The organism is Bacillus sp. FSL L8-0152, assembly GCF_038006365.1.
In the GTDB taxonomy this organism is placed as follows: domain Bacteria; phylum Bacillota; class Bacilli; order Bacillales; family Bacillaceae_G; genus Bacillus_A; species Bacillus_A cereus.
The window spans coordinates 1,667,575-1,693,221 of sequence record NZ_JBBOVB010000001.1 but is presented as its reverse complement, the minus strand read 5'-3'; the positions used below and the strand labels follow the sequence as shown (position 1 = coordinate 1,693,221).

Sequence of the window (25,647 nt, the reverse complement as noted above, 5' to 3'; positions counted from 1 at the left end):
TCTTCCTAAACTTAATCGTAAAATCCAGTTATTTATAATTATACTCTGAACAGTAATATTTTGCAGTTATTTTTTATAAAAGATATGTTACAATTTAGCATGAGGTGGCACAATTCTATGAATATTTTCCTTTGTGGTTCAAATCAATTAACAGCATTAGATCAAGAAGAAATTAAAAAATTTTTAACTGACTATGCTCACAAACATAAAATTTACATATTATGTTATAAATCTATTGAAAATGAGGTTCTTCGTTTTTTCGTTGAGAATGAAAGACTCGCTCAAAATTTATGCCTTTACACGCTGCAACCATTGCAAGCAATAACAGATGAATTTCAAGAAGTCGTTGATTACTTAAAAAAACACGGAGCCGAATATGTTGCTTTCGATCATCCTTCTGACTCCATTTACCGATCAGATTATATGTTTTTTGTTAAACAAATTATTGAAGACACTGATTTAGTTCTCTGTTTTTATAATGGGGACAAACATACATCTGTCATCCCTGTCGATGTTGCAAAAGAAGCAGGTATTGATGCTGTCATTTATGATTTACCAGGATTACATGAAAAGCAAATGAAAAAAAGCTTTGAACAAAAAATTCGTATGATGTAAAGGGGGAGGCACAATATCATTATTGTGCCCATTGTAAATATGATAATTGAACAAGATTATGATCATTTTATCGCGAGTTTTAAACAACAATTCAATATGGATATCGCTTCTTATAAACAAGATAGAATGCGCCGTAGAATCGATGCTTTCATTTCGAGAAAAGGCTTCGAAAACTACACTAATTTTTTAAACAAATTACGCGCTGATCAAAATTTATTTTTAAATTTTATTGACTATATTACAATTAACGTTTCAGAGTTTTTTAGAAATAAAGAACGCTGGCAAACTTTAGAGTCGAAAGCACTACCAAAATTACTCGAACAAAATAGCGGAAAATTAAAGGTATGGAGTGCCGCTTGCGCTGCTGGTGAAGAACCCTATACACTCTCTTTAATTTTATCAAAGCATCTAGCTCCATTTCGTTTTGAAATTCAAGCAACAGATCTTGATTTTCATATTTTAGAAACCGCAAAACGCGGTCAATATACAGAACGTTCTCTGAAGGAATTACCTAATGATTTGAAAGAACGTCATTTCACAAAAGAGAATGATATATATTCATTGCATCAAAACATTAAACAAAACGTTACGTTCAAACAGCACGACCTTTTAATGCAGTCGTTCGATACAAATTATGATTTGATTATTTGTCGTAACGTAATGATTTATTTTACAGAAGAAGCAAGAGTAAAACTTTATGAAAAATTTAGTCGTTCTTTACGAAAAGGCGGTGTACTATTTGTTGGTAGTACGGAACAAATTTTAACACCCGAACGTTACAATCTTCAGCGATTTGATACATTCTTCTACGAAAAAATATAAAAAAGGTCGTCACAATGGAGTGACGACCTTTTTACATAACTCGAATTAAAATAATACCGACAATCCATATAAAGAGAAAAAGAAACGTCATAGACCATTTATGTTCTTGCACCGTATGTTTCAACGCCTGTGACAATTGTGTCATGTTCATTTCCGCAAGCGCTCTCCATACACTTACATCCCGATCTTTAGCAATGCGGTCTGTAACGCTAATTAAAATTGTTTCGTTAGACAATTTCGTTATATAAGCAGTAATAACCGTTACCATCAAATTTATATTTCCTTCTGAAGAATCACTTTCCACTCTAGAGATAAGTGCACTCACATCTAATAACGGAATATGTACTTTTCTACCAAATGATAGTTGTACTTCAGCGAAATCATATGTTCCATCTAACAAAGGAAGTTCTTTTATATGCGCCTGCTTAACAAGCCCTTGTAGGCTTCTAATTACTTGTTCAAATATTTTTTCTGTTTGCTTACCTTCTCCGGATAACGTATGTAACTTTTTAAAAAGTTGTAACACTGTATCCATCTCTTTAGAAAGCATTTCCTTCATAATCTTTCCATCACTTAAACTTGCAAGTAAAATACCTATTTCATTATTTTTCGAAATAATTTTAGACTGTCCAGTAAACACTAAATTGCTACGCTTTCGTTCTTTCTGGATTTCATGCTCCGAAATAGCTGCAGGCTGTTTTAATGGTTGTAACGCCTTATCTTCAATTGTCGTACGTTTAATCTCCATTTAAGCGCCTCCACTACTATGAAATAATTAGCCCCATTCTTTATTACTCTTTAAAACTAAAAACAGTACGAATAAACCTGACATGATAGTAAACACATCAGAAGCTTGCACTCCCTGTTCACCTTTTTCTTCTTTCTTGTCTTTCGGTTCTTCTTTTTGTTCTTTCTTTTTAGAGGCAACTTGTTTGTTATTTTTCTCTTTTTGGTCCTTCGCCTTATGTACTTCCTTGTTGTCTTCGAACGGCTCTTTTATAACGTAAGTAAATTCCTCTTTCTCTTTCAACGGTTCTTTTATAAACTTATTTACTATCTCATCTTGCTTCGGAATTTGAACGACTGGTAAATTTTCTTCTGGAAGCGGGTTTTTGACTTTCGAATCTTCTTGCTTCTCATTTTCTTTCTTATCTTCTAATTCATTTTCTAGTTTATTATCTAATTTTTCTTCTTTTTCTTTCTCTTTCTCTTCTATCTTTTTATCATCTTCGTTTTTTGGCGCCAAAACAGAAATGGTATATTCACTTTCCTCAACAAGTTTATTACCTGCTGCATCTATTATCTCTACAAGTAATTCATATGGCCCAGCCGGCAATGCTTCTGTTATTTCAAATACTTTTTGCCAATCCATATCATGCTTGTTGTAGTCTAATAAAAACGAAAGTTCTTTATTTTCTTTCCCTTTTAATGTAACGCGCACTTCTTTTACAACCGATTCTATATCTGACGCTTTTACTCGTATATGTATAGAATCTCCCTGTTTTCGTTCAACTAAGTTCTCTTTTACTTCATCAATAGTAACTTTCTGTAACTTTGGCAATTCTTTATCTATAGTTGGCGTTTCATTTTTAATACGAATGAGCGGGACTTTCACTTCATTTTTTATGAGCTCTTCTTTCTCATTCTCTTTGTAACTTTGAACGAGCTGAAGATTCCAATCACCTTGCAAATCAAAATCCCCTGCTTTATAGTTAGCAACCCAGCCCTTCGTTTCTTCATCATACTCAAAAGATAACATTCTTTCTTGCGCATATTGCTCGCCATTTTTTTGTAACTGCAATATACCTTTCATACTTTGAATGTTTTTCCGATTTGGTTCTACAGCAATTCGCACCTCTTCGCCAACTTTAAGCTCCAGCTTATTTACTGTAATAATTCCCTGTTCTGTTTCTATCTTTCTTTCACTCAATTGTTTATTTGCTACTTCTTGTTGTTCTGCTTCTTTTTGTTTCTCCTCTTTTTGTTTTTCTTCATCTTGTTTCGTTTCCACTTGCTCTGGCGGTTCTTGAGATTCCTTATTTTCTTCTTGTACATTCACTTCATTTATTTTTTGATCTGGCTCAATTTGTTCCTCAGCCTGACTTTGCAAGGGGAAGAACAAGCACACATGTATGCATAGCCAACTCATTAGAAAAAACTTTACGTTTTTCATCTACTAGTTCAAACTCCTATTTCAATGCCTTATAGTGATTTCGTCACTTTTACTCCGAAAAATCCATCTACATTTACAAGTTCACCATACGCCACTAATACATCATTTACATAAATACGAATTGGTTCATCAATATCCTCATCTAGTACAACTGCTTCATTTTCTTGTAAACTTAATATATCTTGAATCGTTTTCACTGTACTTCCAAATACAAATTTCACGTTCATTTCTACATTTTGTAGAATGGACGTGTCCATATATACTGGTTCCATTTGTTTTACTTCTTTAAATTCAATAGGTTGCACAACTGGTTCTACAATTTTTTCTTCTTCAATTTCTTCTGTGGCAATCTCTTCTTCTTCCACCATTGGATACAGAAGTCGCCTTACCATTTCTTTCGCTTCAGAAATTGGCAAAATTTGATACATTTTCGATTGAAGCAGATCACCAATTTCAAGATTGAACGTAATTTGAACGAGTTCGTCCACTTCCATTGATTCTCCCAAATACTCCATTTCTTCTTTTAACGTTACAAATTTAACATTTGGCGGCGTCATGTCCATTTTTTCTTGGAACATTTCTGACATCGCCGTAGCAGCGTGACCCATCATTTGGTTCATAATTTCTTTAATACCGCTCAGTTCTAATTCAGTAAGCTCTTTTTCCGGATCAACTTCCCCTGTTCCCATCATCATTAAATCTACCATTGTTAAGGCGACATCTTTCGTAAATACGAATACATTCTCATTCTTTAGCCCTTCAACAAAGTCAACATTTAAAATAACAAATGGCACTGGTACTCCATCATAATGACGAACATTGATTGCTTCCACATTTGGTGTACTAATTGTAACTGGCTGATTTAAAAGCGTTGACAATACTGTTGAAGCGGAACCAATTGAAATATTTGCAATTTCACCAAGCACATCTTTCTCTTCTTGTGTTAAATGCTCTTTTTCAACTTCTTCTACAATCTCAGTTTCCACTACTTCTGCTGGCTCGTCTTTTTCTTCTACTCCACCAGATAATTGCATTAATTTATTTACCATTTGTTTCGCATGCTCAACTGAAACAATTTGTACAAGTTTAGAGTTTACAAGATTATCTATCTTTAAATCAAACGACACTTTAACAATCGTATGATTCCCATCGATTTCAGAGATTTTCTCCATTTCTTCTGATAACTTTACAACATTAATCGTCGGCGGAGACATATCTACTGTATCTTGGAAGAATTCCGACATAGATGTAGCTGCGAATCCCATCATTTGATTCATCGCTTCTTGTACAGCACTTAGTTCTAATTCACCAAGTTCTTTTCCATCCTCCACTTCACCTGTTCCCATCATCATTAAATCAGCGATGGACAATGCAACATCTTGTTTAAGAACAAGAAGGTTTTCCATATCTAATCCTTTTGTAAAATGAATGTTTAATACAACATGTGGAACTTCGACATCTCTTGAATCATATAAATCTACCAACTCTATGCGAGGAGCAGTAATGCTTACTTGCCTATTTAAAATCGTTGATAATACAGTCGAAGCTGAACCAAATGATATATTTGCAATTTCGCCAAGAATATCGCATTCTTGAGGCGTTAAATGCTCATTTTCTTTTTCTAGCACAATCGTGCTCGTATCCCCTTTTGTGTGTTGCTCAGGCATTTTCCCTGCCTCCTCATTTCTGTTTTTCTATCAAATAATATAAACTCTCATTTGATTTTAGCAAACTTATTATATAAAACGTTAATATGTATGTATTCCCATTATTAGATTGGTAACGATTAGCCAAAAAGCTCCCCAATTGTATACAAGTGGGGAGCTTTCCTTCATTCCTATTATAAACCTTCTGGGTTTAAAATGAGGACCACTCGTCCATCACCGAGAATCGTCGCACCAGAGAAATAGTTAGAACTCTCTGCAAAGAAGTCACCTAATGACTTTAAGACTATTTCTCTTTGACCGATAATTGTGTTTACAATAAGTCCATAGCTGCGATGTGTATTACGAACAATTAACACAGGAACCATTTGACCATCATATGACGCAAACGCCTCATCTACTGTTTTTTCACCAAATACAGTACTTAAATGTTTCACTTCAATAATTTGATTACGATAATTTAACACATCTTTTCCTTGTAAGGATTGGATGTCTTCTCTCTTAATTCGAATTGCTTCAACGATATTTCCAAGAGGTAAAGCATAGCGCTTATCATTCGTTTGAACAAGCATAGATTGAATAATAGACAACGTTAACGGAAGTTCAATTCTAAATGTACTTCCCTTTCCTTCCTCAGAATCAATGATTAAATGTCCACCTAAACTATGAATCGTATGTTTTACAACATCTAATCCGACACCGCGTCCAGAAAGATCTGATACAACTTCAGCTGTACTAAATCCTGGTTGGAAAATAAGATCAAACACTTCACGATCTGTTAATCTATTTGCATCTGCTTCAGTTACAACGCCATTTTTAATCGCTTTTTCTAATACTTTCCCTTTATTAATACCGTTTCCATCATCCGCAATTTGAATAACGACATGATTTCCACTATGAAAGGCTTCTAATTTAATAGTACCTGTCTCATTTTTACCTGCATCACGTCGTTTTTCAACAGTTTCAACACCATGATCGATTGCATTTCGAATTAAATGAACGAGCGGATCACCGATTTCATCAATAACAATTTTATCTACTTCAGTATCTTCACCTGTAATTTGTAAATCGATTTTTTTCCCTAAATCTTTCGCTAACATACGTACCATACGTGGGAAACGATTGAACACAGTTTCAATCGGCACCATACGCATATTTAATAGTACGTTTTGAATATCTTTTGAAATATCGCCTAATCGATTTAAATGTTCAATTAACTCCTTGTTTTGAATCGTTTCAGCCAATTCATCAATGCGCCCACGTTCAATTACACTTTCTTCAAACATATTCATTAATCTTTCGATTTTCTCTAATTGAACACGAATTGAACGATTCTCCACTTTAGCATTTTTCGTTTTTGTAGTACTTTTAGCTGGCATAGCACTTGTAGGTTGATTCGTTGCCACTATCTGTGATTCTACCTGCGTAGCCACAGCTGGTTGTAGCGTTCCTTCTACTTGCACAACTTCTTGTGTAACGACTTTTTTAGAAGCTACTTCCCTCGATATAGGTTCTCCTTGCTTTACTTCCACTTTCTCAATTTCAGAAACATGAAGTACTACTTGTTTCAATTCTTCTATACTACAATCAGTATCCATAAATACTGTAAATTCAAATCCGAAAGCATCTGCTTCAATTTCTTCAATACTCGGAGCGGTTTTTTGTATATTCCCTACATTCTGCAATGCTTCAATACACATAATGGCACGTACTGCTTTTAAAATTGCTTGCTGTTCAACTGTTATATGCACTTCATGTGAAACTGCATCATCGTTGTCTATATGATTTTGCTCTATATGTTCCGTAGGAGTTTCTACATTGCCGTTCAATAATGCTTCTAATTTCTGTTTAGTTGAGACTACATCAATATTGCCCATTCCACCTTGTTGCACATCTGCAACCATCTTCTCCAAATTATCAATGCACTCAAAAATCACATCAATAATATCCGCATTTACAACTATATTTCCATGACGAATTTCATCTAACACATTTTCCATCTTATGCGTTAAATCAGCCATCTCTGTAAATTCCATACTCGCAGACATACCTTTGAATGTATGAGCGGAGCGGAATATTTCTCCTACAACATCCATATCAGCAGGATTTTGCTCTAACACTAGCACATTTTCATTTAGCGACTGTAAATGTTCTTCTGACTCTTCGAAAAATATATTTAATAGATCTGTTTGCATTTTTATCCCCTACCTGTCTAACAAACATTTCATTTATGTATAACAATTTAGTGTTTTATAATGAGAAAAAAGGGGGCCACACGTCGATCCGCTATCACTGTTTTGATTCCTTGTGGCACCCCTTCTATATTAACTATTTGCTACTTTTGTTAAAGCTTCAATTACACGATCCGCTTGGAATGGCTTTACAATAAAGTCTTTTGCCCCGCCCTTAATTGCATCTAATACCATACCTTGTTGTCCCATTGCAGAACAAATAACAACCTTTGCACTTGAATCAATTTTAATAATTTCTTTTAATGCTTCAAGCCCGTCCATTTCTGGCATAGTAATATCTAATGTTACAATATCAGGTTGAAGTTCTTTATACTTTTGAATTGCTTCTACCCCATTCTCTGCTTCGCCGATAACTTCAAATTCATCACTACTTTTTAATAAGTTTTTAATCATCGTTCGCATAAACATCGCATCGTCTACTACTAAAATTTTATGTGCCATTCTTTTTAATTCTCTCCTTCTATGTATAAATATATCTTAATATTTCACCTTATCATTCTCACTCATTATACAAAATAAAATGATAAAATTTAATATTTTTTTAAAAGAATTTTCGTATTTTTATTATTTTATTATTAAAATAATAATATACTACTCTTTTATATAAATAACAACGCGACGGTTTTTTTCCCAGTTTTGCGGTGAATCATTTGGTACAATTGGCTTTGTGTCTGCATATCCTACCGCAGCTAGCCTTTTATCATCCACATTATACACTTCAATTAAATGGTGAATCATATTTGCCGCTCGTGCTGAAGATAACTCCCAATTAGAAGGGAATTTCTCGTTATGAATAGGTCTACTATCTGTATGTCCCTCTACAACAATTGGGTTAGGTACGGATTGAAAAAATCCAACTAATTGACTTATTATCCCTTTCGCTTCGGGCTTAACGTTCGCATCGCCTGTATCAAATATTAAATTATCTACTATAACGACGCTTACCCCTGTATCCTCTCGATATACATTCACTTGACTAATACCGTTATTATCTACATACGCTTTCAACTTCTTATATAATTCATCCATTCTCTTTTTTGAGATCATTTTTTCATCATTTTTTTCATGTGAAATATCTGGTATTGTATTTTCCATTACTTTTGCATCTACTTGCCCCATATCACTAAAATTTTCAAGCATCTTTGACAATTTTACTGCATCTTGCTTTGATGTAGCAACTAGTAATACAAAGAAAGTTAATAATAACATCGTTAAATCTGTAAAAGTCGTCATCCAACGAGGCGATCCCTTTTGCGGTCCTTTACTCATCATACCACTCCTTGAAATATTAGGCTGCTCCTTTTACCTTCGTTTCGTATACGTATGTATCCAGTTTCAACTTTAATTTAGAAGGGATTTGTCCGCGATACAATTCTGAAATTGCTTCTATTACAAACTTCTTCTCTGTATATAAATCTTCAATACCACGGTATACTTTTTCCGACAGAGGGATTGCAATCATATTCGCAAGTACAGACCCATATAATGTCGTTAACATCGCAACTGCCATCCCTGTACCAATTTGCGATGTATCTTGTAAGTTTTGGAGCATAATGATAAGACCGATTAACGTACCAATCATTCCCCAAGCTGGAGCAAAATCACCAATTTTATCTAATAATGCCGCTCCTTTTCTTAACTCATACACTTCCGTTTCAATATCTTTCAATAACACTTCTTTTAATTCTTCTTCATCGTAACCGCTTAACATTAATCGAATTCCTTTTTGAATAAAAGGATTGTCTACTTGCTCTCCATCAACCTCTAAAGAAAGCAAGCCATTCTTTTTAGACTTTTTCGAAAAATCAACAAACAAATCCGTTAACTGTTCTAAATCTTCTTCTCTTCTATGTAAAACAGTGAAAATACTTTTCGTATATTTTTTTATTTCTCCAAATCGATATGCCACAACAATTGTCGCTGTTGTTCCCCCTATGACAATTAAAATAGATGAAATATCTAAAAAGTTTTTGAAAGCTTTTATTCCACCGCCGCCAAGCATAATTGCCGCTATCACTATGATGAAACCTACTATGATGCCCACTGGGCTAGAAATATCAAACTTCCTTTTTCTTCTTTGTGGTCTAACTAATACTTGATTTTTTTCTCCCATATTTCTGCCCTTTCCTTTCCATTTTCATATAACATTTTTTTATTTTAATAATACGTTTTCACATATAACATGTATTATACGCTTATCATCTGTTTATCGCAATATACTCATGAAATTGACACATTTCATTTCTATATTAGAATTATGGTATAAAAACATGAGGAGGCTCACGATGGAACACAACATTTTACAAGTCATTGCATTAGCAGAAAAATTAAAATATGAAATGCGACACAGCTGGCTTTCCAACGGACGTCAAGAAAGTGTTGCCGAGCATACATGGCGTATGTCTCTAATGGCCATTTTAGTTGAACCTTATTTGGATCAAAAAGTAAATATTGAGAAATTACTTAAGATGGTTATTATTCACGACCTAGTCGAAGCCGAAGCTGGTGATATCCCTGCATTCGATACGATGAATAGTCACGAATTACAGCTACAAAAACAAAAAAATGAACTAGAAGCTATTTTAAATATTAAACAAACGTTAACAGGTTCTCTCGGCGAAGAATTATATGACTTATGGATGGAGTTTGAAGCGAAAGAAACGTACGAAGCAAAAGTTGCTAATGCACTCGATAAACTTGAGGTAAAAATCCAGCATAACGAAGCTGATATTGATACGTGGCTACCAATTGAACATAAAATGACATTCCAAGTAGCAAAGCATACAAACTTTGATTCTTTCCTATCTAAATTACAAAAAATTATTGAACAAGATGGAGAAAAGAAGTTAATTGCTGCCGGCATTGATGTTGAGGCATGCAAGCAATAATGAAATAAGACACTCAACAAGAGTGTCTTATTTCATTATTGTTGATATAGCCTGCTTATAAATAAGCTGTTGTTTTCCATCCACTAAGATTAAAACTGTAAATTTATCCACTCCAACAACTTCTCCTACTATTCTAACGCCACTCTTTAAGAAAATTGTAACTGTACCTTTTTCTTCTTTTATTTGTTTATACAATTCTTCCTGTAAATGTTCCAATTACTGTCCTCTCCTTTCTGTGAAACATCTTAATATAAAAAACTATAAATTTTTTATTTATGCACTTTGTCTTTTATGTTCATAAACTTATTAATAAGTATATCTAAATCACGACTAAATAACAAAACTTTATCATGATCCAATCCGTGTCTCGCAACAAGTTGAATTAACTCTTTCTTTTTGTTTTCTATTTTATTTTTTAATTGTCCCATCTCCATCTCTATACTAAAACTCCCTTTTCCCATAATATTACTTGTAAAATTATAGTACATATTCTCTCATAAAAAAATAAGAAAATGGTTTTTTTTACAATTTTTTATTTTTTATGCCTAAATTATGAATTACGTAAAGGTTTATTTACAAATCACTAACATGCAATCCTAATGAATCTACAGGCATTTGTCTAATTATAAATGAGACTGGCTCGTTTTCTATACAAAAAACATACTGTATATAGTAGTCCATGAACCATATAGATTAACTTACTAAAAAGGAGGAAAACATATGAGTTATGGTGGAAGTTGCGCTGGTTTCGGCGGTGGATTTGCTTTGCTTATCGTACTATTCATCCTTCTAATCATCATCGGATGTAGCTGTTGGGGTGGTGGCGGATACGGATATTAATATATCCTATCCTTGAAAAATGAACTAAAAACTATAGAAAAACAGCTCAAATATGAGCTGTTTTTTTTCATACTTTCGTATGAATTTATATCCCTCTTATTTGCGATTTCAACTAGCAACATATTGTTTACTATGGAATAAGAAACATTTTTACTAAGGGGGATTACAATGATTAGAGGTCTTTACGAAGCACATTTACCTGTCCGCAACTTAAAAGTATCAATACCTTTTTATGAATCACTAGGGCTAAAATTATATAAAAGAGGAGATAATATTGCTTTCTTTTGGATTAAAGAAAATGAGAGTTGGCTCGGCCTTTGGGAAGGCACAGAATACAAAGTGAATTATCACCCCTCTTTACGACATATCGCCTTTCAAGTAAGTTTACATGATTTAGAAAATGCGATTCATTGGCTAAATCAAAAAGGAATTTCAGCACGAAAAGACTTTGGAATGGAACCAATTGAACCGATTGTTTTTCCGGAATTAGCACATGCAGCCGTATACTTTAACGACCCTGATGGAAATAGTTTAGAATTGATTGCACAATTACCTGTTGGACTTCCCACAGCGGAAAAAGTGTATTTAAGTGAGTGGAAAGAACAAATTCAAACATCGTCATTACATAAGGATTAATCTATTTATGTCAGTTTCTTATTCCACACTTCTTAAAACAAATAAAAACTTCAATAAACTATTTTATGGGCAAACATTCAGTGTACTTGGGGATTGGTTCCATACGGTAGCTTTATTAACATTTGTCTACAGCATAACGGAATCGCCGTTTATGATCGCACTTACTTTTATAAGTAAAAGTTTACCACAGCTTCTTCTTAGTCCATTCATAGGCGGAATTATAGATCGTTTCTCTAAAAAGAATATTATGATTTTTACCGATATTACACGGGGAATTCTAGTCCTTACATACTTACTCGCAGGCTATAAAATTGAGATTATTTTCATTGCTAATATATGTTTATCTGTACTTTCTTGTTTATTTGAACCGGTTAAACAAGCAACCTTAAAAAATATCGTACACCAAAATCATTTCGTAACTGCTAACTCTCTTTCTAGTACAATTAATGGTTTTATGTCTATTATGGGGGCTTCTTTGGGCGGAGTAATTGCACAATCTTTACATATTGAGTTCGCTTTTTTAGTAAATAGCCTATCATACTTTATTTCAGCCTATTTTATTTATAACATGAGTATTCCTGCTCATGATACTTGTAACAAGAACAAAGCATTTTTCACTGATATAAAAGGTGGTTATACATACATATTACAAACAAAAATCATTTTAACATTAATTCTTGTCGGCATTTCATGGGGGATTATTGGAGGTGCTTATCAACTACTTCTAACGATCTATGCCGAGAGAATTTTCCACACTAACATTGGAATTTTATATACAGTTCAAGGCACTGGGCTTATGATTGGCAGCCTCCTCGTTAATCTTTATATGTCTCATAATAAAGAAAAAATGAAAAAAGTATTCGGTTGGGCCTACTTATTACAAGGAATTTTCTTTCTCGGATTCATTCTATCCGATCAACTTATTATCGGTATCATTACTTTATTCTGTATGCGCATAGCAGGAGGAATCATCGTTCCACTTGATACGACATTACTTCAAACTTACACACACGAAAATATGATGGGTAAAGTTTTTTCATTCCATTACTCCATTTACGGATCTCTTATTCAGTTATCGATGTTTTTTACAGGAGGGCTGTTAGAAATTCTTTCTCCTCAAATGATTGGCAGTTTATTAGCTATATGTTGTATTTTTGTAAGTTTTATATGGCTGTTCTTGTTTTATCGTGGGGATCTCAGTGAATAATTTAATGATAATCAATAAATTTTGATCCCATTCATTATTTGTTTCCCCATAATAAAATTGTTTAAAAATGTAAATCGAATTTTTTAGTTAAAGAGCCTTATATGGCAACACTATTTGAGAAAAAACTAGATATTTATGTTAAAATATAAACAAGTTTGTGAAATATTGCACTTAAATAATAGACTTTAACTAGTTAAACTGAATTAAATAGGAGGGCTGTTTTGGGTATCACATTCATTTTCGTATGTATTATATTAGTGGCTTCTATTCTGCAAGCAAGTACAGGTTTTGGCTTTTCCATAATGGCAACCCCTTTCTTACTTATGTTATTTCTACCACAAGAAGCTATACAAATAAACATTATTTTATCTTTAATTATCTCCATTTCACTCATTTGGAAAATAAGAATGGACGTTGATTTTGTTCTACTGAAAAGGTTTATTCTTGGAAGTATAGTTGGTGTTCCTTTTGGCATTTTAATCTTCATTTCCGTTAACATAAACATTTTTAAATTAGCAGTTAGCATCCTACTCTTACTATTAACATTATTGCTAATATGCAACGTTAAGGTTAGATCAACACAATCTAGAGATTTCATAGTTGGCGGATTATCTGGTCTTTTAACGACCAGTATCGGTATGCCAGGTCCTCCACTGTTACTTTATTTTACAGGAACTGCTACTGAAAAAGAGAAGTTAAGAGCAACTACATTAGCTTTTTATCTGTTTATATATTTCATTAGTCTAGTAACTCAAATACTCTTTACTGGCACAAACAAAACCATTTGGGAATCAATTTTTTATGCCATTCCAATTGTCTTTTTAGGTTTGTTTATAGGACAAATTATTTTTAAATGGATTAATCAACGGATTTTCAAAATATTTACGTATATTCTTTTAAGTTGTACAGGAGGGTATCTTCTTATTGAAAGTTTGAACTTGTTATAGAAGGTGCTTTAAATCGTACAATAACAGATATGTTCAAACGAAATTATTGCTGTATTTTCCGGCGGGGTATTCCATATCAAAACTTATATGGCCTTATTGGCAGTTTACAATTAGCAATCATCGTTCTTTCATAAGACCAATTTTTCAAATCAAAATACTAAATAAAGTGGAACTTTAATCAGTGGGGGTTTTGTTCATCCCCACCTAACTTCTTTGCTTCCCCTGAATTTTGAGATGGGGTTCTTACTGCCCGGAAAATAGCGTGATAAAACGATAAAAAGCGGCTATTATGCCGCTTTTTACATTAAATATTTTATAAAACAAAGACCTGCACTTACTATCACAAATATATTAAAAAATAAGAAAAACCCTTTTTCAAAATCTGTATACTTTTCTACTTTTACTCCTCGCTTTTTTAACTCCATAACTATCATTGCAACTTCACGTGCATACTTAATACTTCCAAATTGTATATGAGTGTTATTATATTTAATCTCAAAGACATTTTTCATTTTTTTATGTTGCGAAATGGATTGTATATCCTCTATTGGCATGCTATGTTCATGTGTCTTTTTAAAATAACAATCTAATCCTTTCATAATCACTCTTTTATTTGTTAAAACGAGATAATAATAGAAAGTAGCTCCTACGTAATATATATTTGGTATGACTTTATTATTTGTCATATACCCTTCGTCTACTAACAGTTCCTTCTTAATTTCTTCATCAACTTGTAATTCACTTCGAATTGACTCTTCTAACATTTGTAAAGTTAATTTTTTTAGTAACTCTCCATTTCTTACATAATACTTATCTATATCGATAGACTCATTTGCTTCTTTCTCTAAACGTGTAATTTCTTCCTCTGAATATTGGAGCTCATTTAACATCGATAATAATCTTTTATCCATATTACACACTCCCTTTCCACAGTTTTTGAAGTTTTTTCTTCCCACGAGAAATTCGATTGTATATATAATCTGCCGTTACTTTTAATTCTTTTGCAATATCGTCAATGGAATACCCATCAATATACCTCTTTAAAAAGATATATCGATCTTTCTTATTTAAATCTTGAACAATTTCCATAATCTCTTCTTCTTGTTCTATTTCATACCTATCATGGACACTTGTATCTATTTCTACGTCCTTATCGATTTTATTCTCTTTATATACTTTCTTTTTATATTCCAATGCCTTCAATTTAGTAATACCAATCATCCAAGATTTTAAGTTTCCCTTTTCTGTATCAAATTGGTCGATATTAAACCAAATAACAGTAAATACATCGTTATAACAATCATCCACATATTGTTTTTCAGTAGGGGTACTTAATGATTTATGAATAATGTACAAAATTAATTTTCCATATTGATCAATCACTTCTTTCAAAGCATCTTGATCATGTTTTTTCATAGCTATAATTAAATCCTCTTCAGAATCGAAAATCATATGCATCTTCCTTCCTCAGTCCCCCTTTAGCAGCTGCCTTTACTTACTATTGGTATTTCATTCTCATTTTCTATCACTTTTGTAAAAATTTATTAATTTTTATTTCTATGTATATGATAACAAACAAAATACCTAAGTTCAGAAAGAAAAACAACTTTCTGGCCTTAGGTATTTCTCCTTTCAAAAAAGGCAAACCCACATCACAGGTTTGCCTCTTTACTCACTTCTTATTTAATCCTTTTTCACTTAAAAACTCTTTCATATGCATTCTTTTTTCTTTAGACATAAACGAACTCATTGATTCCGTCCATGTTACGCTTTTCTTGTTTGATGATCTTTCTTTGTAATACGAGTTCATCGTTTCATCATATTCATTTAATAATTCATCATATTTCTTTTCATCATATCCATTTTCATGAAGAACCGCTGCTACCGGTAAGCGTGGTTTAACTCCATGTTCTTCATCTGGTACACCGACTGTCATTCCGAATACAGGATATACTTTATCTGGTAAATGAAGCAATTCGCTCACTTCTCTCGGATTATTACGAATACCACCAATATAACAAATACCGTATCCTAATGACTCTGCTGCTAACGCTAAGTTTTGCGCAAAAAGTGAAGCATCTACCGTCGCAACAATAAAGTCTTCCACCCCTTCATGCTTTATCTCTGTACCATGTTTTTCACATGCAATTTCAAGTCGTTTTAAATCTGCACAACAAACAAAGAATGCTGCGCAGTCTTTCACATGGCGATTTCCGGATAGCTCTGCTAATTTAGCCTTTAATTCCTGATTTGTTACATATATGACAGAATACGCCTGTACAAAATGTGATGAAGCCGCATGCTGTGCAGCGTGCACCATTTTTTCTACTACATCTTTCGGAATTGATTCTTCTTTATATTTACGAACTGAAACGTGTTGCTCTATCTTATGTATTATCTCATTCATGAAAATCACTCCTTTTTCTCTTCATAATGAAAAATTAACACATCTTTTTCAATATTCACAACTTATAAGCACAAAAAGAGCAATTCTTTTTGAACTGCACCCCAATTGTTAGACACAGTCTAACAATTGGGGGTGCAGTTTTTCTATGGCTAAATTTACAGCTGATGAAAAAATACAAATCGTTCTACGTTATTTGAACGGAAATGAAAGTTATCGAGAAATAGGTAAATCGCTCGGTATAAGTGACACAATCATTTTGAATTGGGTAAACCAATATAAACAGAATGGTCTGGAAGCTTTTCTAAAACGATGTACAAATTACACACAACAATTTAAACTAGACGTACTAAACTTTATGATTGAAAACGGTATGTCCTTATTTGAGACGGCAGCTATCTTTAATATTCCTGCCCCTTCAACGATTTCTGTTTGGAAAAAACAGCTCGAAACACAAGGAATTGATGCCCTTCAATCTAAGAAAAAGGGGCGTCCATCCATGAAAAAAGATTCAAATAAACAATTAAAACAACCTTTAGCTGAAGGGTCAGTCGAAGCACTTGAAGCACGCATTAAACAGCTTGAGATGGAAAATGAGTACTTAAAAAAGTTAAATGCCTTAGTTCAAAACAAGGAAAAATCACAAAACAAGACAAAGCGCAAGTAGTCTACGAATTAAGGCATAAATATTCGGTCAAGGCACTCGTGGAGCTAGCTACTATTCCTCGAAGCACGTATTATGATTTAGTAAAGAAAATGAATCGTCCAGATCTAGATGCCGATTTGAAAGCTGAGATTAAAGCGATTTATGAGGAAAATGAAGGTCGTTATGGTTACCGTCGCATTCGTGATGAATTAACGAATCGTGGCCAGAAAGTGAACCACAAGAAGGTTCAGCGCATTATGAAAGAGCTTGGGTTAAAGTGTGTTGTGCGTATGAAGAAATATAAATCCTATAAAGGAAAAGTCGGTAGAATTGCACCTAATATTTTAGAGCGTAATTTTTATACAGATGCACCGAATCAAAAGTGGGTAACAGACATCACAGAGTTTAAATTGTTTGGAGAAAAACTGTATGTATCACCTGTATTAGATTTGTATAATGGTGAAATTATTACCTATACAATTGGTTCTAGACCGACGTATTCGCTTGTTTCAGACATGTTAGAGAAAGCATTGGAACGTTTACCTGAAACCCACCAGCTACTGATGCATTCGGATCAAGGATGGCATTATCAAATGAGACAGTACGTCCTTACACTTGAATCAAGAGCTATCGTTCAGAGTATGTCTCGAAAAGGCAACTGTTACGACAACGCAGTAATAGAAAATTTCTTTGGGATTATGAAGTCGGAGTTCCTCTACATAAAAGAATTTGAAAATGTAGAGCACTTTAAAATAGAATTAGAAAAATATATAGATTATTATAATACGAAACGGATTAAGGCAAAATTAAAAATGAGCCCAGTACAATACCGGACTCACTTTTATCAAGCTGCCTAATGAAATAACCGTGTCTAACTTTTAGGGGTCACTTCATTTTGAATTGCTCTTTTTTTAAAACGTCTATGAATACGGTAAATGAAATTACAATTGTCTTATTACGCCGTTTTCAAAACTTTAATACCTTTTACGATATTCCAAATGAAGTAGTAAATTCCTACAAGAATGAACACTGCATATGTGATAATCATTCCAATTCCAGCACCGTCAGATTGATTGAAACCTAAACCGTACATTCCTGATACTGCTAGTCCTCCAAATAAGATTACGTATGGGAAAACATGTGACCAAAATGCTTTTTTCGCGTGATATTTCACTTCATCTTCTGCAACAAAGTACACGATAATTGGTAGTAAAAATGGTGCAAAAAAGATACTAAAGTAACATAACGAAGATAAAATATTATTTCCTTTCATCCGATTCACCTCTAAATAGTTTTTGTTACTTTCATTATGTCAGGAAATCATTCTAGAAACTATCGCTTTACCTTTCACTAACGTGACATATTTGTAAGATTTTCCTCAAATTAAATCCCGTCTGAAGTTTCAGACGGGATCACTTTCACTATATTCGATTCATAAACCAATACTGTGTAATGGCTAAATATTCTCGTACATTCGATGGAATGATGATTGGTTTCGGTGTTTTTTCCGGAAGACCTTCTAATTGTAAACCTTGTTTGGCAGCTATTTTTTTCGCTCTAAACATATGAAAATCGTTTGTTACGATCATACCTTTTTTCATATCGGCTGGAATTAACGGTTTTGAGAATGTAATATTCTCATCTGTACTCGTAGATTTGTCCTCCATTATAATACGGTCTTCTGCGATGTTTTGTTTTATTAGTCCTTGTTTCATTGCTAATGCTTCTGAAATGTCTTCACCTTTTCCTTGTCCTCCAGATACGATAGCGATTGTTTTCTCATGTGATTTTAAATATTCAGCTGCTTTATCAATACGATATTGCAATGAATAAGATGGTTTCGTTCCATTTACTTTCGATCCTAGTACAATTATGTACTCAGCATCGTCACTTGCATTCATATGTCCATGCTTATAAATGTGATATTGTAAAAACCCCGCATATACGGCGCAAATCATTATAACAACTAAAATACACTTTATTATTTTCTTCTTTCTCATACTCATATACTCCTATTTTCTTTTACTTCCTTCATGATAATATCCATTTATTTGTTTGTATACAGACAAATTCCAATAAACCCTAAATTATCCTCTGAAAGGTAATATTTATATTACTTTCGGGAATAGTAAGTACAACTTTACACCAAGGAGTGTCTCTATTGCTTCTCTTTTTATGTAACGTGTCGTTCTTTTTCATCTTATTTTTACTATCGCTTAAGTTACTCGGTAAATCCGCGCTAGCACAACTAACTCCTCATGATTTTGGGGCTATAATCTTTTTATCTTATTTAGCTTTCCAGGCCATACCCGTCTCTGGTGCTTTACAAGCATTTCTCGGTATGGTTGTTATTACATGTTTACATTTACTCCTTACAAAATTAAGCCTATTCAACAAACTAAATCGTTTTATTCTCGGACACCCTATCATTTTAATTAAACATGGTGATATTATTTTTGAGAACTTACAAAAAAGTAGATATCCCATTGCCGAACTACTTTCTAATCTTCGCGTTGCAGGATATCCGAGTGTTCATGAAATTGAATACGCCATTTTAGAAGCGAACGGAGCTATTAGTATTTTACCAAAAAGAGAACTTGTACCATTAACTCCAAAAGATTTAAACATAGATGTTAAGTATGCTGGATTACCAATTGCACTTATCGTCGATTCACAAATTCAATACGATAACTTAAAGTTAATCCATAAAGATGAAAAATGGTTATATAAAGAATTAAAAGAAAAAGGAATTACAAATATTAAAAACGTTGCTTTCGCTTCTGTTCAAGAAACGGATGGATCTTTTGCGATTAGTTTAAAGGAATAAAAAAATCCCCTTAATTGCTTAAGGGGATTTTCTTCATCATATCGCTTCTTTCTCTCCTGCCATATTTAATGGAACAGGATGTTTCATACGATTCATCGTAAATACGATAATTGCTGTCATTACTTCAGCAACTGGCATAACGAGCCAAATTCCGTTTATCCCAAATAATTTCGGCATAATCCATAACAATGGAATGATAAATAGTAACCCTCGGCTCATTATAATCAGTACTGATTTCTTCGTTTGTCGCACTGATTGGAAGTACTCTCCATACACAATGTTATAGCCTAAAAATACGTATTGAATAAAGAATAAGCTAATACCCGTTAATGTTAACTCCAATAATTCTGGAGATTGGACATCAAATAGACCAATGATATATTTCCCGAAGAATAATCCGACAATTATCGCAATGCCCCCAAGTACAACAGCAATTTTCACAGCAAACTGCAATCCTTCACGCAATCTTTCTGATAAGTTTGCCCCGTAATGGAAACTAGCAATCGGTTGCAATGCAGCACCTACACCGAAGAATAGTAGTAATGCCATTGCATGAATACTATTCACCATCGCATAGGAAGCTACTCCTACTTCTCCTGCATATTGGACGAATGCGATATTAAAACCAATCGTTACGATTGCAACCGTACTTTCTGCTGTAAAACTTGGGAAACCAATCACCATAATTTGTTTGACAGTATCCCATTCAAAATGGAATTTCGTCCATTTTAAAATACTACTTTTTCTAAAGAAATGAGTTAATAATACAAGGAAACCAATCGCTGCCGAAAGAATAGTCGCTGAAGCAGCACCTGTTACCCCCCATCCAAAGATAAAAATAAAGATATAGTCAAATACTATATTTAATACAGCCGTTACAACAAGACCTGCCATTGCTAAATTAGGATTTCCATCATTTCGTATAAATGTACTTAAAATATTTTCTAAAACGTATATCATTCCAAATGTTAATAATACGTGTAAATAGTCTAACGCATATGGTAAAATCACTTCATTTGCACCAAATAAGTACGCTAAATCTTCTATTCTCCATAAACAAATAGCCGCTAAAACACCTACGATAACAACTGCTACCGTCATGGATTGAGTAAAAATAGACCTTGCTCTTTCTCGTTTATTTTCACCTAATGCAATGGAATATAACGTTGCCCCGCCCATTCCGATCCATAATGAAATAGAGAAAAAAATCGAAAACGCTGGAATAGCCACGTTTACTCCTGCTAAACCGTTCGCCCCAACTCCTCTACTAATCATGACCGCATCAATTACAATATTAACTGACATTAATACCATTCCTAGAACAGCTGGTATTAAATAAGAAATAAATAAACTTTTTATCGGTTTTTCTCTTAATTTTTCTGTTGCTTCCATACTCTAATATGCTCCTTTTTTCAACTCTCTTTCCTCAGTTTAAACCTTCAAGTAACTTGAAGGTCAATAGAGAATTAAAAAATAGGTAACTTAATTATCGCGTTTGATGCTCATTTGTAATTATACGAGTCCTATAACTTATTGCTTTGTTTTTTCATTATAGGAATTTGAATTTCTGTTACTTGCTCCTCTGGATTTTCTGTTACAGACCAATCAATTAATGCAATCTCAATCGAATCTCCGTCTATTTCATATCCTTCTTGATCAATATATTTTATTAATTTCTTATATGTTTCATCAGTTTCTTCATATGGCCCGTGGTGATATACACAGGCAAATATACCTGCTTTAATTTCATCTGAACTATTCACTTGAAAGGGCATGTAATCCAAAAGAATGAAAACACTACTATATGCTTGAAACTCATTTTGCATTAATCCTTTTTTCGCAACAGTTACACCAATATCTCCAGAAAATAAACTATCATCCATTTGCCTCATATTTTTTTGCAACGAATGGATGTAGTACTCAAACATATCATCCGTCGTATTTGGAGCAACCGCAATTGCTGTAATTTTCCGCTGCGGAATCTCTTTAATTACCATTTGTTCAGCTTTTGCTTTTGTTGCTGCCTTAATTAAATGAATTCTATGTTCCATTTTTGCTAAGGCATATTCAATTTCTCTTTGTTTCTTCAGCATCATTTCTTGTTGTTTTTCCAGTAAATTGAGTGCGTATGTTGGATTTCTTTCATCAATATATTTCTTAATTTCCTTTAACGGAATATTTAACTGGCGTAAAAATTTAATCGTATCTAACAGTGAAAATTGATCGATTGTATAATAACGATAATTCGTTTGAGGATCAACAATGGACGGATGAAAAATTCCTTTTTCATCATAATACCTCAATGTAGATTCTGCGATATTATGCATTTTTGCCATTTCTCCAATTGTAAAGCGTTTATTTAATAACATGTTTCCTTCTCCAATTCATTAAAAATATTGCCTTATTTCTTCTTATTATATAGCCATTCCCTTCATACCTAAATCAAATTCCATCATGAAAATCTGCTATTTTTTCATTGATTTTTAATAAATTTTATTATATATTAATTACAGGTTCAAATTACGAGTTCAAAAGAACTTGTAATCAGACCCTTTTGTTTAATGGGTTTTACATATTTTCATTAGGCAAATTCCGAGAAATCGTATGATAAAATTAAAAATGACGAGGAGAGGATCAGATGGAATTCGAATTTTTCTTTCAAATTGCACTTATTTTATTAAGTACAAAGCTTGCTGGTGATCTTAGTGTTAGATTAGGTCAACCTTCTGTACTAGGTAAATTAATTGTCGGTATCGTTATCGGTCCAGCTGTATTAGGTTGGATTGAAAATTCAGAGCTTCTAACTCAATTAAGTAATGTCGGAGTTATTCTTTTAATGTTTATGGCTGGACTTGAAACAGACTTAGAAGAATTAAACGCAAATCGTAATTCTTCTTTAGCAGTTGCACTCGGAGGTATCATTCTTCCATTCGTAGGTGGTTACGTTTCCGGTCTTGTGATGGGAATGGAACAAGGAAACGCTGTATTCTTAGGATTACTTCTATGTGCGACAAGTGTTAGTATTTCCGTACAAACACTTCGTGATTTAGGTAAAATGAAAACACGTGAAAGTACGACGATGCTTGGAGCCGCTGTATTTGATGACATTCTTGTTGTTATTTTATTAGCATTTGCAATGAGCTTCTTAGGTACTGATGATGTTAACTTAACAATGGTTATCTTGAAGAAAGTAGTATTCTTCGCTTCTATTATTTTAATCGGATGGAAAGGTGTTCCTGCGATTATGCGCTGGTTATCACCACTGCGCGTATCTGAGTCTATCGTGAGCGCGGCTCTTATCATCTGTTTCTCATTCGCATATTTCGGCGAATTATTAGGAATTGCTGGTATTATCGGTGCTTTCGCTGCTGGTATTGCAATTTCTCAAACAAACTACAAACATGAAGTAGAAAAGAAAGTAGAACCAATTGCTTACGCTATGTTCGTTCCCGTATTCTTCGTTAGTATCGGTATGAATATTACATTTGACGGTATCGGCAATCAAATTTGGTTCATCTTAGCATTAACTGTTATCGCTGTATTAACGAAATTAATCGGCTGTGGATTCGGTGCTCGAATGACTGGATTTGACGCTAAGTCTTCTGCAATTATCGGTGCTGGAATGGTTTCTCGTGGTGAAGTTGCACTTATCATCGCAGGAACAGGACTTTCTTCAGGTCTATTGGCACAAGATTACTTTACAGCAATCGTTATTGTCGTTATTTTAACTACAATGATTACACCACCAATGTTAAAATACACTTTTGGTGCAAAAGATAAAGCAATGAAAGCAAGTAAATAAATTTACTATAATAAAAGGAGATTGCTATTTTATAAGATAGCAATCTCCTTTTTGTTTTATCTTTAAACAATCCCGTTCTTTTTTAACCATTTTTCAAAAATAATTCGTGCTTCATCATCATCAATATCATTCCCAAATGAATACACCATAATGCCATAATCATCTATATATTTACCTAGCTTCATTCCCTCCACTTTCTTATAAAAATCGTCTGCCTCATAGTGCGGAATATAAGCATCCCAAACTGGTTCATTTATTCTTTTGTACGCCGTCACTTCTAAATCATATCCGTCTTCATAATATCCGATGTGATAATGTTTGTTAGGATCATATTTCTCCATTAAAAGTCCCCTCCTACTAAACAAGAGCGAGCCTTATATTACAGCTCGCTCCTCTCTCTATTTATTAAATACGCTCCATCGCTGTCTTCAACGTTCCAACAACGAAAGCAATCTCTTCACTTGAAATAACAAGAGGCGGCGCTAATGTTAAAACGTTATTATATCCTGCTGTTGTCATACCGTTTCGTCCTATAATTAAGCCCTTTTCTTTACAAGCATTTACAACACTTGCTATTTTATCATTATCAATTGGCTCTTTCGTCTCTTTATCATTTACTAATTCAATCCCAACTAATAGACCTTTTCCTCTAATATTCCCAACAAGTGGATGTTCCCCAATTTCATCTTTTAGTTGCTCTAATAAAAGGGAACCCATTTGTGCAGATCGCTCAATTAAATTTTCATTTTCCATAATCTCTAAATTTTTAAGTGCTAATGCACAAGCTGCTGGATTCCCACCAAATGTATTAATATGGCGGAAAAATTCATATTCTCCTTTACCTTTAAAAGCCTCATATATTTCTTTTTTCACAGCTGTTGCAGATAATGGTAAATATGCGCTCGTAATACCTTTTGCCATTGTAATAATATCTGGCTTCACATCATAATTCATAAATCCGAATGCTTTTCCTGTACGCCCAAAACCGCAAATCACTTCATCACTAATAAGCAAGGCACCGTGTTTTTGACACGTCTCATGAACAGCTTTCATATAGTCTTGTGGTGGCATTAATATGCCCCCGCCTGTAATAATAGGTTCCATAATAAACGCAGCAATTGTTTCACTTAATTCCCACGTCATAACACGATCGACTTCTTTCACACATTCTACATCATAAATATGCTGCCCTTCAATTTCAGGCATACGATAACAATCCGGTGGTGTTACATGTAAAAAACCTGAAGCAAACGGCTCATATTGATATCTACGCTGCGCTTGTCCCGTCGCTGCCATTGTCGCCATTGTATTCCCGTGATACCCACGATAACGTGACATAAATTTATAACGATGTGGTTCACCTTTTTGAGCATAGTATTGTCTTGCTATTTTAAAAGCTGTTTCGTTCGCTTCTGAACCACTATTTGAGAAGAAAATAACATACTCTCCCCCAAGCCACTCATTTAACTTTTCAGCAAGCTTTATAGCTGGCTCATGGGATTGTGACATTGGAAAGTATGATAATGTTTGTAATTGCTTATAAGCCGCTTCTGCGAGCTCTTTTCTTCCATATCCACTATTCACACACCAAAGGCCACTCATACCATCTAAATATCTTTTTCCTTGTATATCTTCAACCCAGCACCCTTCAGCTTTTGCCCCTACCATTGTACTATTTGGACTAAAGGGACGCATTCCATGCCAAACATATTGCTCATCTTTTGCTAATAATTCATCAGTTTGCTTCGTTTTCATCATTACTTCCACCTTCCATAACAACTTATTTTTCACAAAAGCTGCGCTGGTGCCATGATGACTTAAATTTCTCCCTGCTATTTTCATTCCACAAAATTAAGACAAATCCTACTTACAAATCAGTAATATTTACAAGAAAATGACAAAAGAAAAAAGAGCTTTTCTTATC

General features: G+C 33.7%; 28 protein-coding genes. 10 read left to right on the top strand and 18 right to left on the bottom strand.

Annotated elements, in window-relative coordinates; genetic code table 11:
• Positions 1 to 117: 117 nt before the first annotated feature.
• Both MHH27_RS08655 and cheR read left to right on the top strand, forming a co-directional pair.
• Positions 118 to 615: a flagellar motor switch protein FliG gene (locus MHH27_RS08655; RefSeq protein ID WP_001020110.1), complete on the top strand. Its 498-nt coding sequence runs from the start codon at positions 118 to 120 to the stop codon at positions 613 to 615.
• A 39-nt stretch (positions 616 to 654) separates the two neighbouring features.
• Positions 655 to 1,437, top strand: coding sequence for a protein-glutamate O-methyltransferase CheR (cheR, locus tag MHH27_RS08650; RefSeq protein WP_000582875.1), 783 nt, complete (start codon positions 655 to 657; stop codon positions 1,435 to 1,437).
• Between the two features lie 31 nt (positions 1,438 to 1,468).
• Here cheR and MHH27_RS08645 read toward each other — a convergent pair whose 3' ends face one another.
• The 7 genes from MHH27_RS08645 to MHH27_RS08615 form a co-directional block, all read right to left on the bottom strand.
• On the bottom strand, positions 1,469 to 2,185 hold the full coding sequence (locus tag MHH27_RS08645; protein ID WP_016082186.1) for a hypothetical protein: 717 nt from the start codon (positions 2,183 to 2,185) through the stop codon (positions 1,469 to 1,471).
• A gap of 27 nt (positions 2,186 to 2,212) precedes the next feature.
• The gene (locus MHH27_RS08640) at positions 2,213 to 3,610 is read right to left on the bottom strand and encodes a transglycosylase (protein ID WP_340942244.1); all 1,398 of its coding nucleotides are present in this window, start codon (positions 3,608 to 3,610) and stop codon (positions 2,213 to 2,215) included.
• A gap of 29 nt (positions 3,611 to 3,639) precedes the next feature.
• A complete protein-coding gene (locus MHH27_RS08635; RefSeq protein WP_001115016.1) occupies positions 3,640 to 5,277 on the bottom strand; it encodes a flagellar motor switch protein in 1,638 nt (545 codons plus the stop codon).
• A gap of 173 nt (positions 5,278 to 5,450) precedes the next feature.
• Positions 5,451 to 7,469, bottom strand: a complete 2,019-nt coding sequence (locus tag MHH27_RS08630; protein WP_340942240.1) for a chemotaxis protein CheA — start codon at positions 7,467 to 7,469, stop codon at positions 5,451 to 5,453.
• Between the two features lie 129 nt (positions 7,470 to 7,598).
• Positions 7,599 to 7,967, bottom strand: coding sequence for a response regulator (locus tag MHH27_RS08625; RefSeq protein ID WP_340942237.1), 369 nt, complete (start codon positions 7,965 to 7,967; stop codon positions 7,599 to 7,601).
• 150 nt (positions 7,968 to 8,117) lie between these two features.
• Positions 8,118 to 8,795, bottom strand: coding sequence for an OmpA family protein (locus MHH27_RS08620; RefSeq protein WP_340942234.1), 678 nt, complete (start codon positions 8,793 to 8,795; stop codon positions 8,118 to 8,120).
• 19 nt (positions 8,796 to 8,814) lie between these two features.
• Entirely contained in the window at positions 8,815 to 9,639 is an 825-nt protein-coding gene (locus MHH27_RS08615) for a MotA/TolQ/ExbB proton channel family protein (protein WP_327898136.1), read from the bottom strand.
• A 172-nt stretch (positions 9,640 to 9,811) separates the two neighbouring features.
• On the opposite strand from MHH27_RS08615, the gene MHH27_RS08610 reads away from it, so the two are divergent.
• Positions 9,812 to 10,414 (top strand): HD domain-containing protein, encoded by a 603-nt coding sequence (locus tag MHH27_RS08610; RefSeq protein WP_016513063.1) that lies wholly within the window; start codon positions 9,812 to 9,814, stop codon positions 10,412 to 10,414.
• Positions 10,415 to 10,441: 27 nt separating this feature from the next.
• Here the strand turns inward: MHH27_RS08610 and hfq are convergent, their stop codons facing one another.
• Positions 10,442 to 10,630 (bottom strand): RNA chaperone Hfq, encoded by a 189-nt coding sequence (gene hfq / locus MHH27_RS08605; RefSeq protein ID WP_000400665.1) that lies wholly within the window; start codon positions 10,628 to 10,630, stop codon positions 10,442 to 10,444.
• A 53-nt stretch (positions 10,631 to 10,683) separates the two neighbouring features.
• Positions 10,684 to 10,902, bottom strand: coding sequence for an aspartyl-phosphate phosphatase Spo0E family protein (locus MHH27_RS08600; protein WP_000291688.1), 219 nt, complete (start codon positions 10,900 to 10,902; stop codon positions 10,684 to 10,686).
• 232 nt (positions 10,903 to 11,134) lie between these two features.
• Here MHH27_RS08600 and MHH27_RS08595 point away from each other — a divergent pair, with 232 nt between their 5' ends.
• The 4 genes from MHH27_RS08595 (at position 11,135) to MHH27_RS08580 (ending at position 14,044) form a co-directional block, all read left to right on the top strand.
• A complete protein-coding gene (locus tag MHH27_RS08595; protein ID WP_000120179.1) occupies positions 11,135 to 11,254 on the top strand; it encodes a YjcZ family sporulation protein in 120 nt (39 codons plus the stop codon).
• Positions 11,255 to 11,422: 168 nt separating this feature from the next.
• A complete protein-coding gene (locus MHH27_RS08590; RefSeq protein ID WP_000617953.1) occupies positions 11,423 to 11,890 on the top strand; it encodes a VOC family protein in 468 nt (155 codons plus the stop codon).
• A 7-nt stretch (positions 11,891 to 11,897) separates the two neighbouring features.
• Complete coding sequence (locus MHH27_RS08585) at positions 11,898 to 13,097, top strand: MFS transporter (RefSeq protein ID WP_340942228.1); 1,200 nt, start codon at positions 11,898 to 11,900, stop codon at positions 13,095 to 13,097.
• A gap of 221 nt (positions 13,098 to 13,318) precedes the next feature.
• Positions 13,319 to 14,044, top strand: coding sequence for a sulfite exporter TauE/SafE family protein (locus MHH27_RS08580; protein ID WP_098360901.1), 726 nt, complete (start codon positions 13,319 to 13,321; stop codon positions 14,042 to 14,044).
• Between the two features lie 299 nt (positions 14,045 to 14,343).
• Here the strand turns inward: MHH27_RS08580 and MHH27_RS08575 are convergent, their stop codons facing one another.
• From MHH27_RS08575 to nfsA, 3 genes are all read right to left on the bottom strand, one after another.
• The gene (locus MHH27_RS08575) at positions 14,344 to 14,955 is read right to left on the bottom strand and encodes a PH domain-containing protein (protein ID WP_098360900.1); all 612 of its coding nucleotides are present in this window, start codon (positions 14,953 to 14,955) and stop codon (positions 14,344 to 14,346) included.
• Between the two features lies 1 nt (position 14,956).
• Positions 14,957 to 15,502 carry a sigma-70 family RNA polymerase sigma factor gene (locus tag MHH27_RS08570; protein WP_003274080.1) on the bottom strand — a complete coding sequence of 182 codons (546 nt, stop codon included), beginning with the start codon at positions 15,500 to 15,502 and terminating at the stop codon, positions 14,957 to 14,959.
• A gap of 214 nt (positions 15,503 to 15,716) precedes the next feature.
• Positions 15,717 to 16,451, bottom strand: coding sequence for an oxygen-insensitive NADPH nitroreductase (nfsA, locus tag MHH27_RS08565; protein WP_001002379.1), 735 nt, complete (start codon positions 16,449 to 16,451; stop codon positions 15,717 to 15,719).
• Positions 16,452 to 16,596: 145 nt separating this feature from the next.
• Between nfsA and MHH27_RS08560 the strand changes: the two genes are divergently transcribed.
• Positions 16,597 to 17,951 (top strand): IS3 family transposase gene (locus MHH27_RS08560; RefSeq protein ID WP_097822715.1). Its coding sequence is split into 2 segments (ribosomal slippage): positions 16,597 to 17,050 and positions 17,050 to 17,951, totalling 1,356 coding nucleotides; the frame shifts between segments, so codons are not numbered across the junction.
• A 98-nt stretch (positions 17,952 to 18,049) separates the two neighbouring features.
• Here the strand turns inward: MHH27_RS08560 and MHH27_RS08555 are convergent.
• Positions 18,050 to 18,367, bottom strand: coding sequence for a DUF4870 domain-containing protein (locus MHH27_RS08555; RefSeq protein WP_016513067.1), 318 nt, complete (start codon positions 18,365 to 18,367; stop codon positions 18,050 to 18,052).
• 148 nt (positions 18,368 to 18,515) lie between these two features.
• Positions 18,516 to 19,094: a YdcF family protein gene (locus MHH27_RS08550; protein ID WP_340942223.1), complete on the bottom strand. Its 579-nt coding sequence runs from the start codon at positions 19,092 to 19,094 to the stop codon at positions 18,516 to 18,518.
• Positions 19,095 to 19,255: 161 nt separating this feature from the next.
• Between MHH27_RS08550 and MHH27_RS08545 the strand changes: the two genes are divergently transcribed.
• A complete protein-coding gene (locus MHH27_RS08545) occupies positions 19,256 to 19,921 on the top strand; it encodes a DUF421 domain-containing protein (protein ID WP_000923922.1) in 666 nt (221 codons plus the stop codon).
• 36 nt (positions 19,922 to 19,957) lie between these two features.
• On the opposite strand, the gene MHH27_RS08540 is transcribed toward MHH27_RS08545, so the two are convergent.
• Complete coding sequence (locus MHH27_RS08540; protein ID WP_000388396.1) at positions 19,958 to 21,313, bottom strand: MATE family efflux transporter; 1,356 nt, start codon at positions 21,311 to 21,313, stop codon at positions 19,958 to 19,960.
• Positions 21,314 to 21,444: 131 nt separating this feature from the next.
• Positions 21,445 to 22,290, bottom strand: coding sequence for a MerR family transcriptional regulator (locus tag MHH27_RS08535; protein WP_340942221.1), 846 nt, complete (start codon positions 22,288 to 22,290; stop codon positions 21,445 to 21,447).
• A gap of 269 nt (positions 22,291 to 22,559) precedes the next feature.
• On the opposite strand from MHH27_RS08535, the gene MHH27_RS08530 reads away from it, so the two are divergent.
• Positions 22,560 to 23,723 (top strand): cation:proton antiporter, encoded by a 1,164-nt coding sequence (locus MHH27_RS08530; RefSeq protein WP_000393901.1) that lies wholly within the window; start codon positions 22,560 to 22,562, stop codon positions 23,721 to 23,723.
• Between the two features lie 62 nt (positions 23,724 to 23,785).
• On the opposite strand, the gene MHH27_RS08525 is transcribed toward MHH27_RS08530, so the two are convergent.
• Together MHH27_RS08525 and MHH27_RS08520 are read right to left on the bottom strand one after the other, a co-directional pair.
• On the bottom strand, positions 23,786 to 24,064 hold the full coding sequence (locus MHH27_RS08525) for a DUF3986 family protein (protein ID WP_000417068.1): 279 nt from the start codon (positions 24,062 to 24,064) through the stop codon (positions 23,786 to 23,788).
• Positions 24,065 to 24,128: 64 nt separating this feature from the next.
• Complete coding sequence (locus MHH27_RS08520) at positions 24,129 to 25,478, bottom strand: aspartate aminotransferase family protein (protein ID WP_000850962.1); 1,350 nt, start codon at positions 25,476 to 25,478, stop codon at positions 24,129 to 24,131.
• Positions 25,479 to 25,647: the final 169 nt, after the last annotated feature.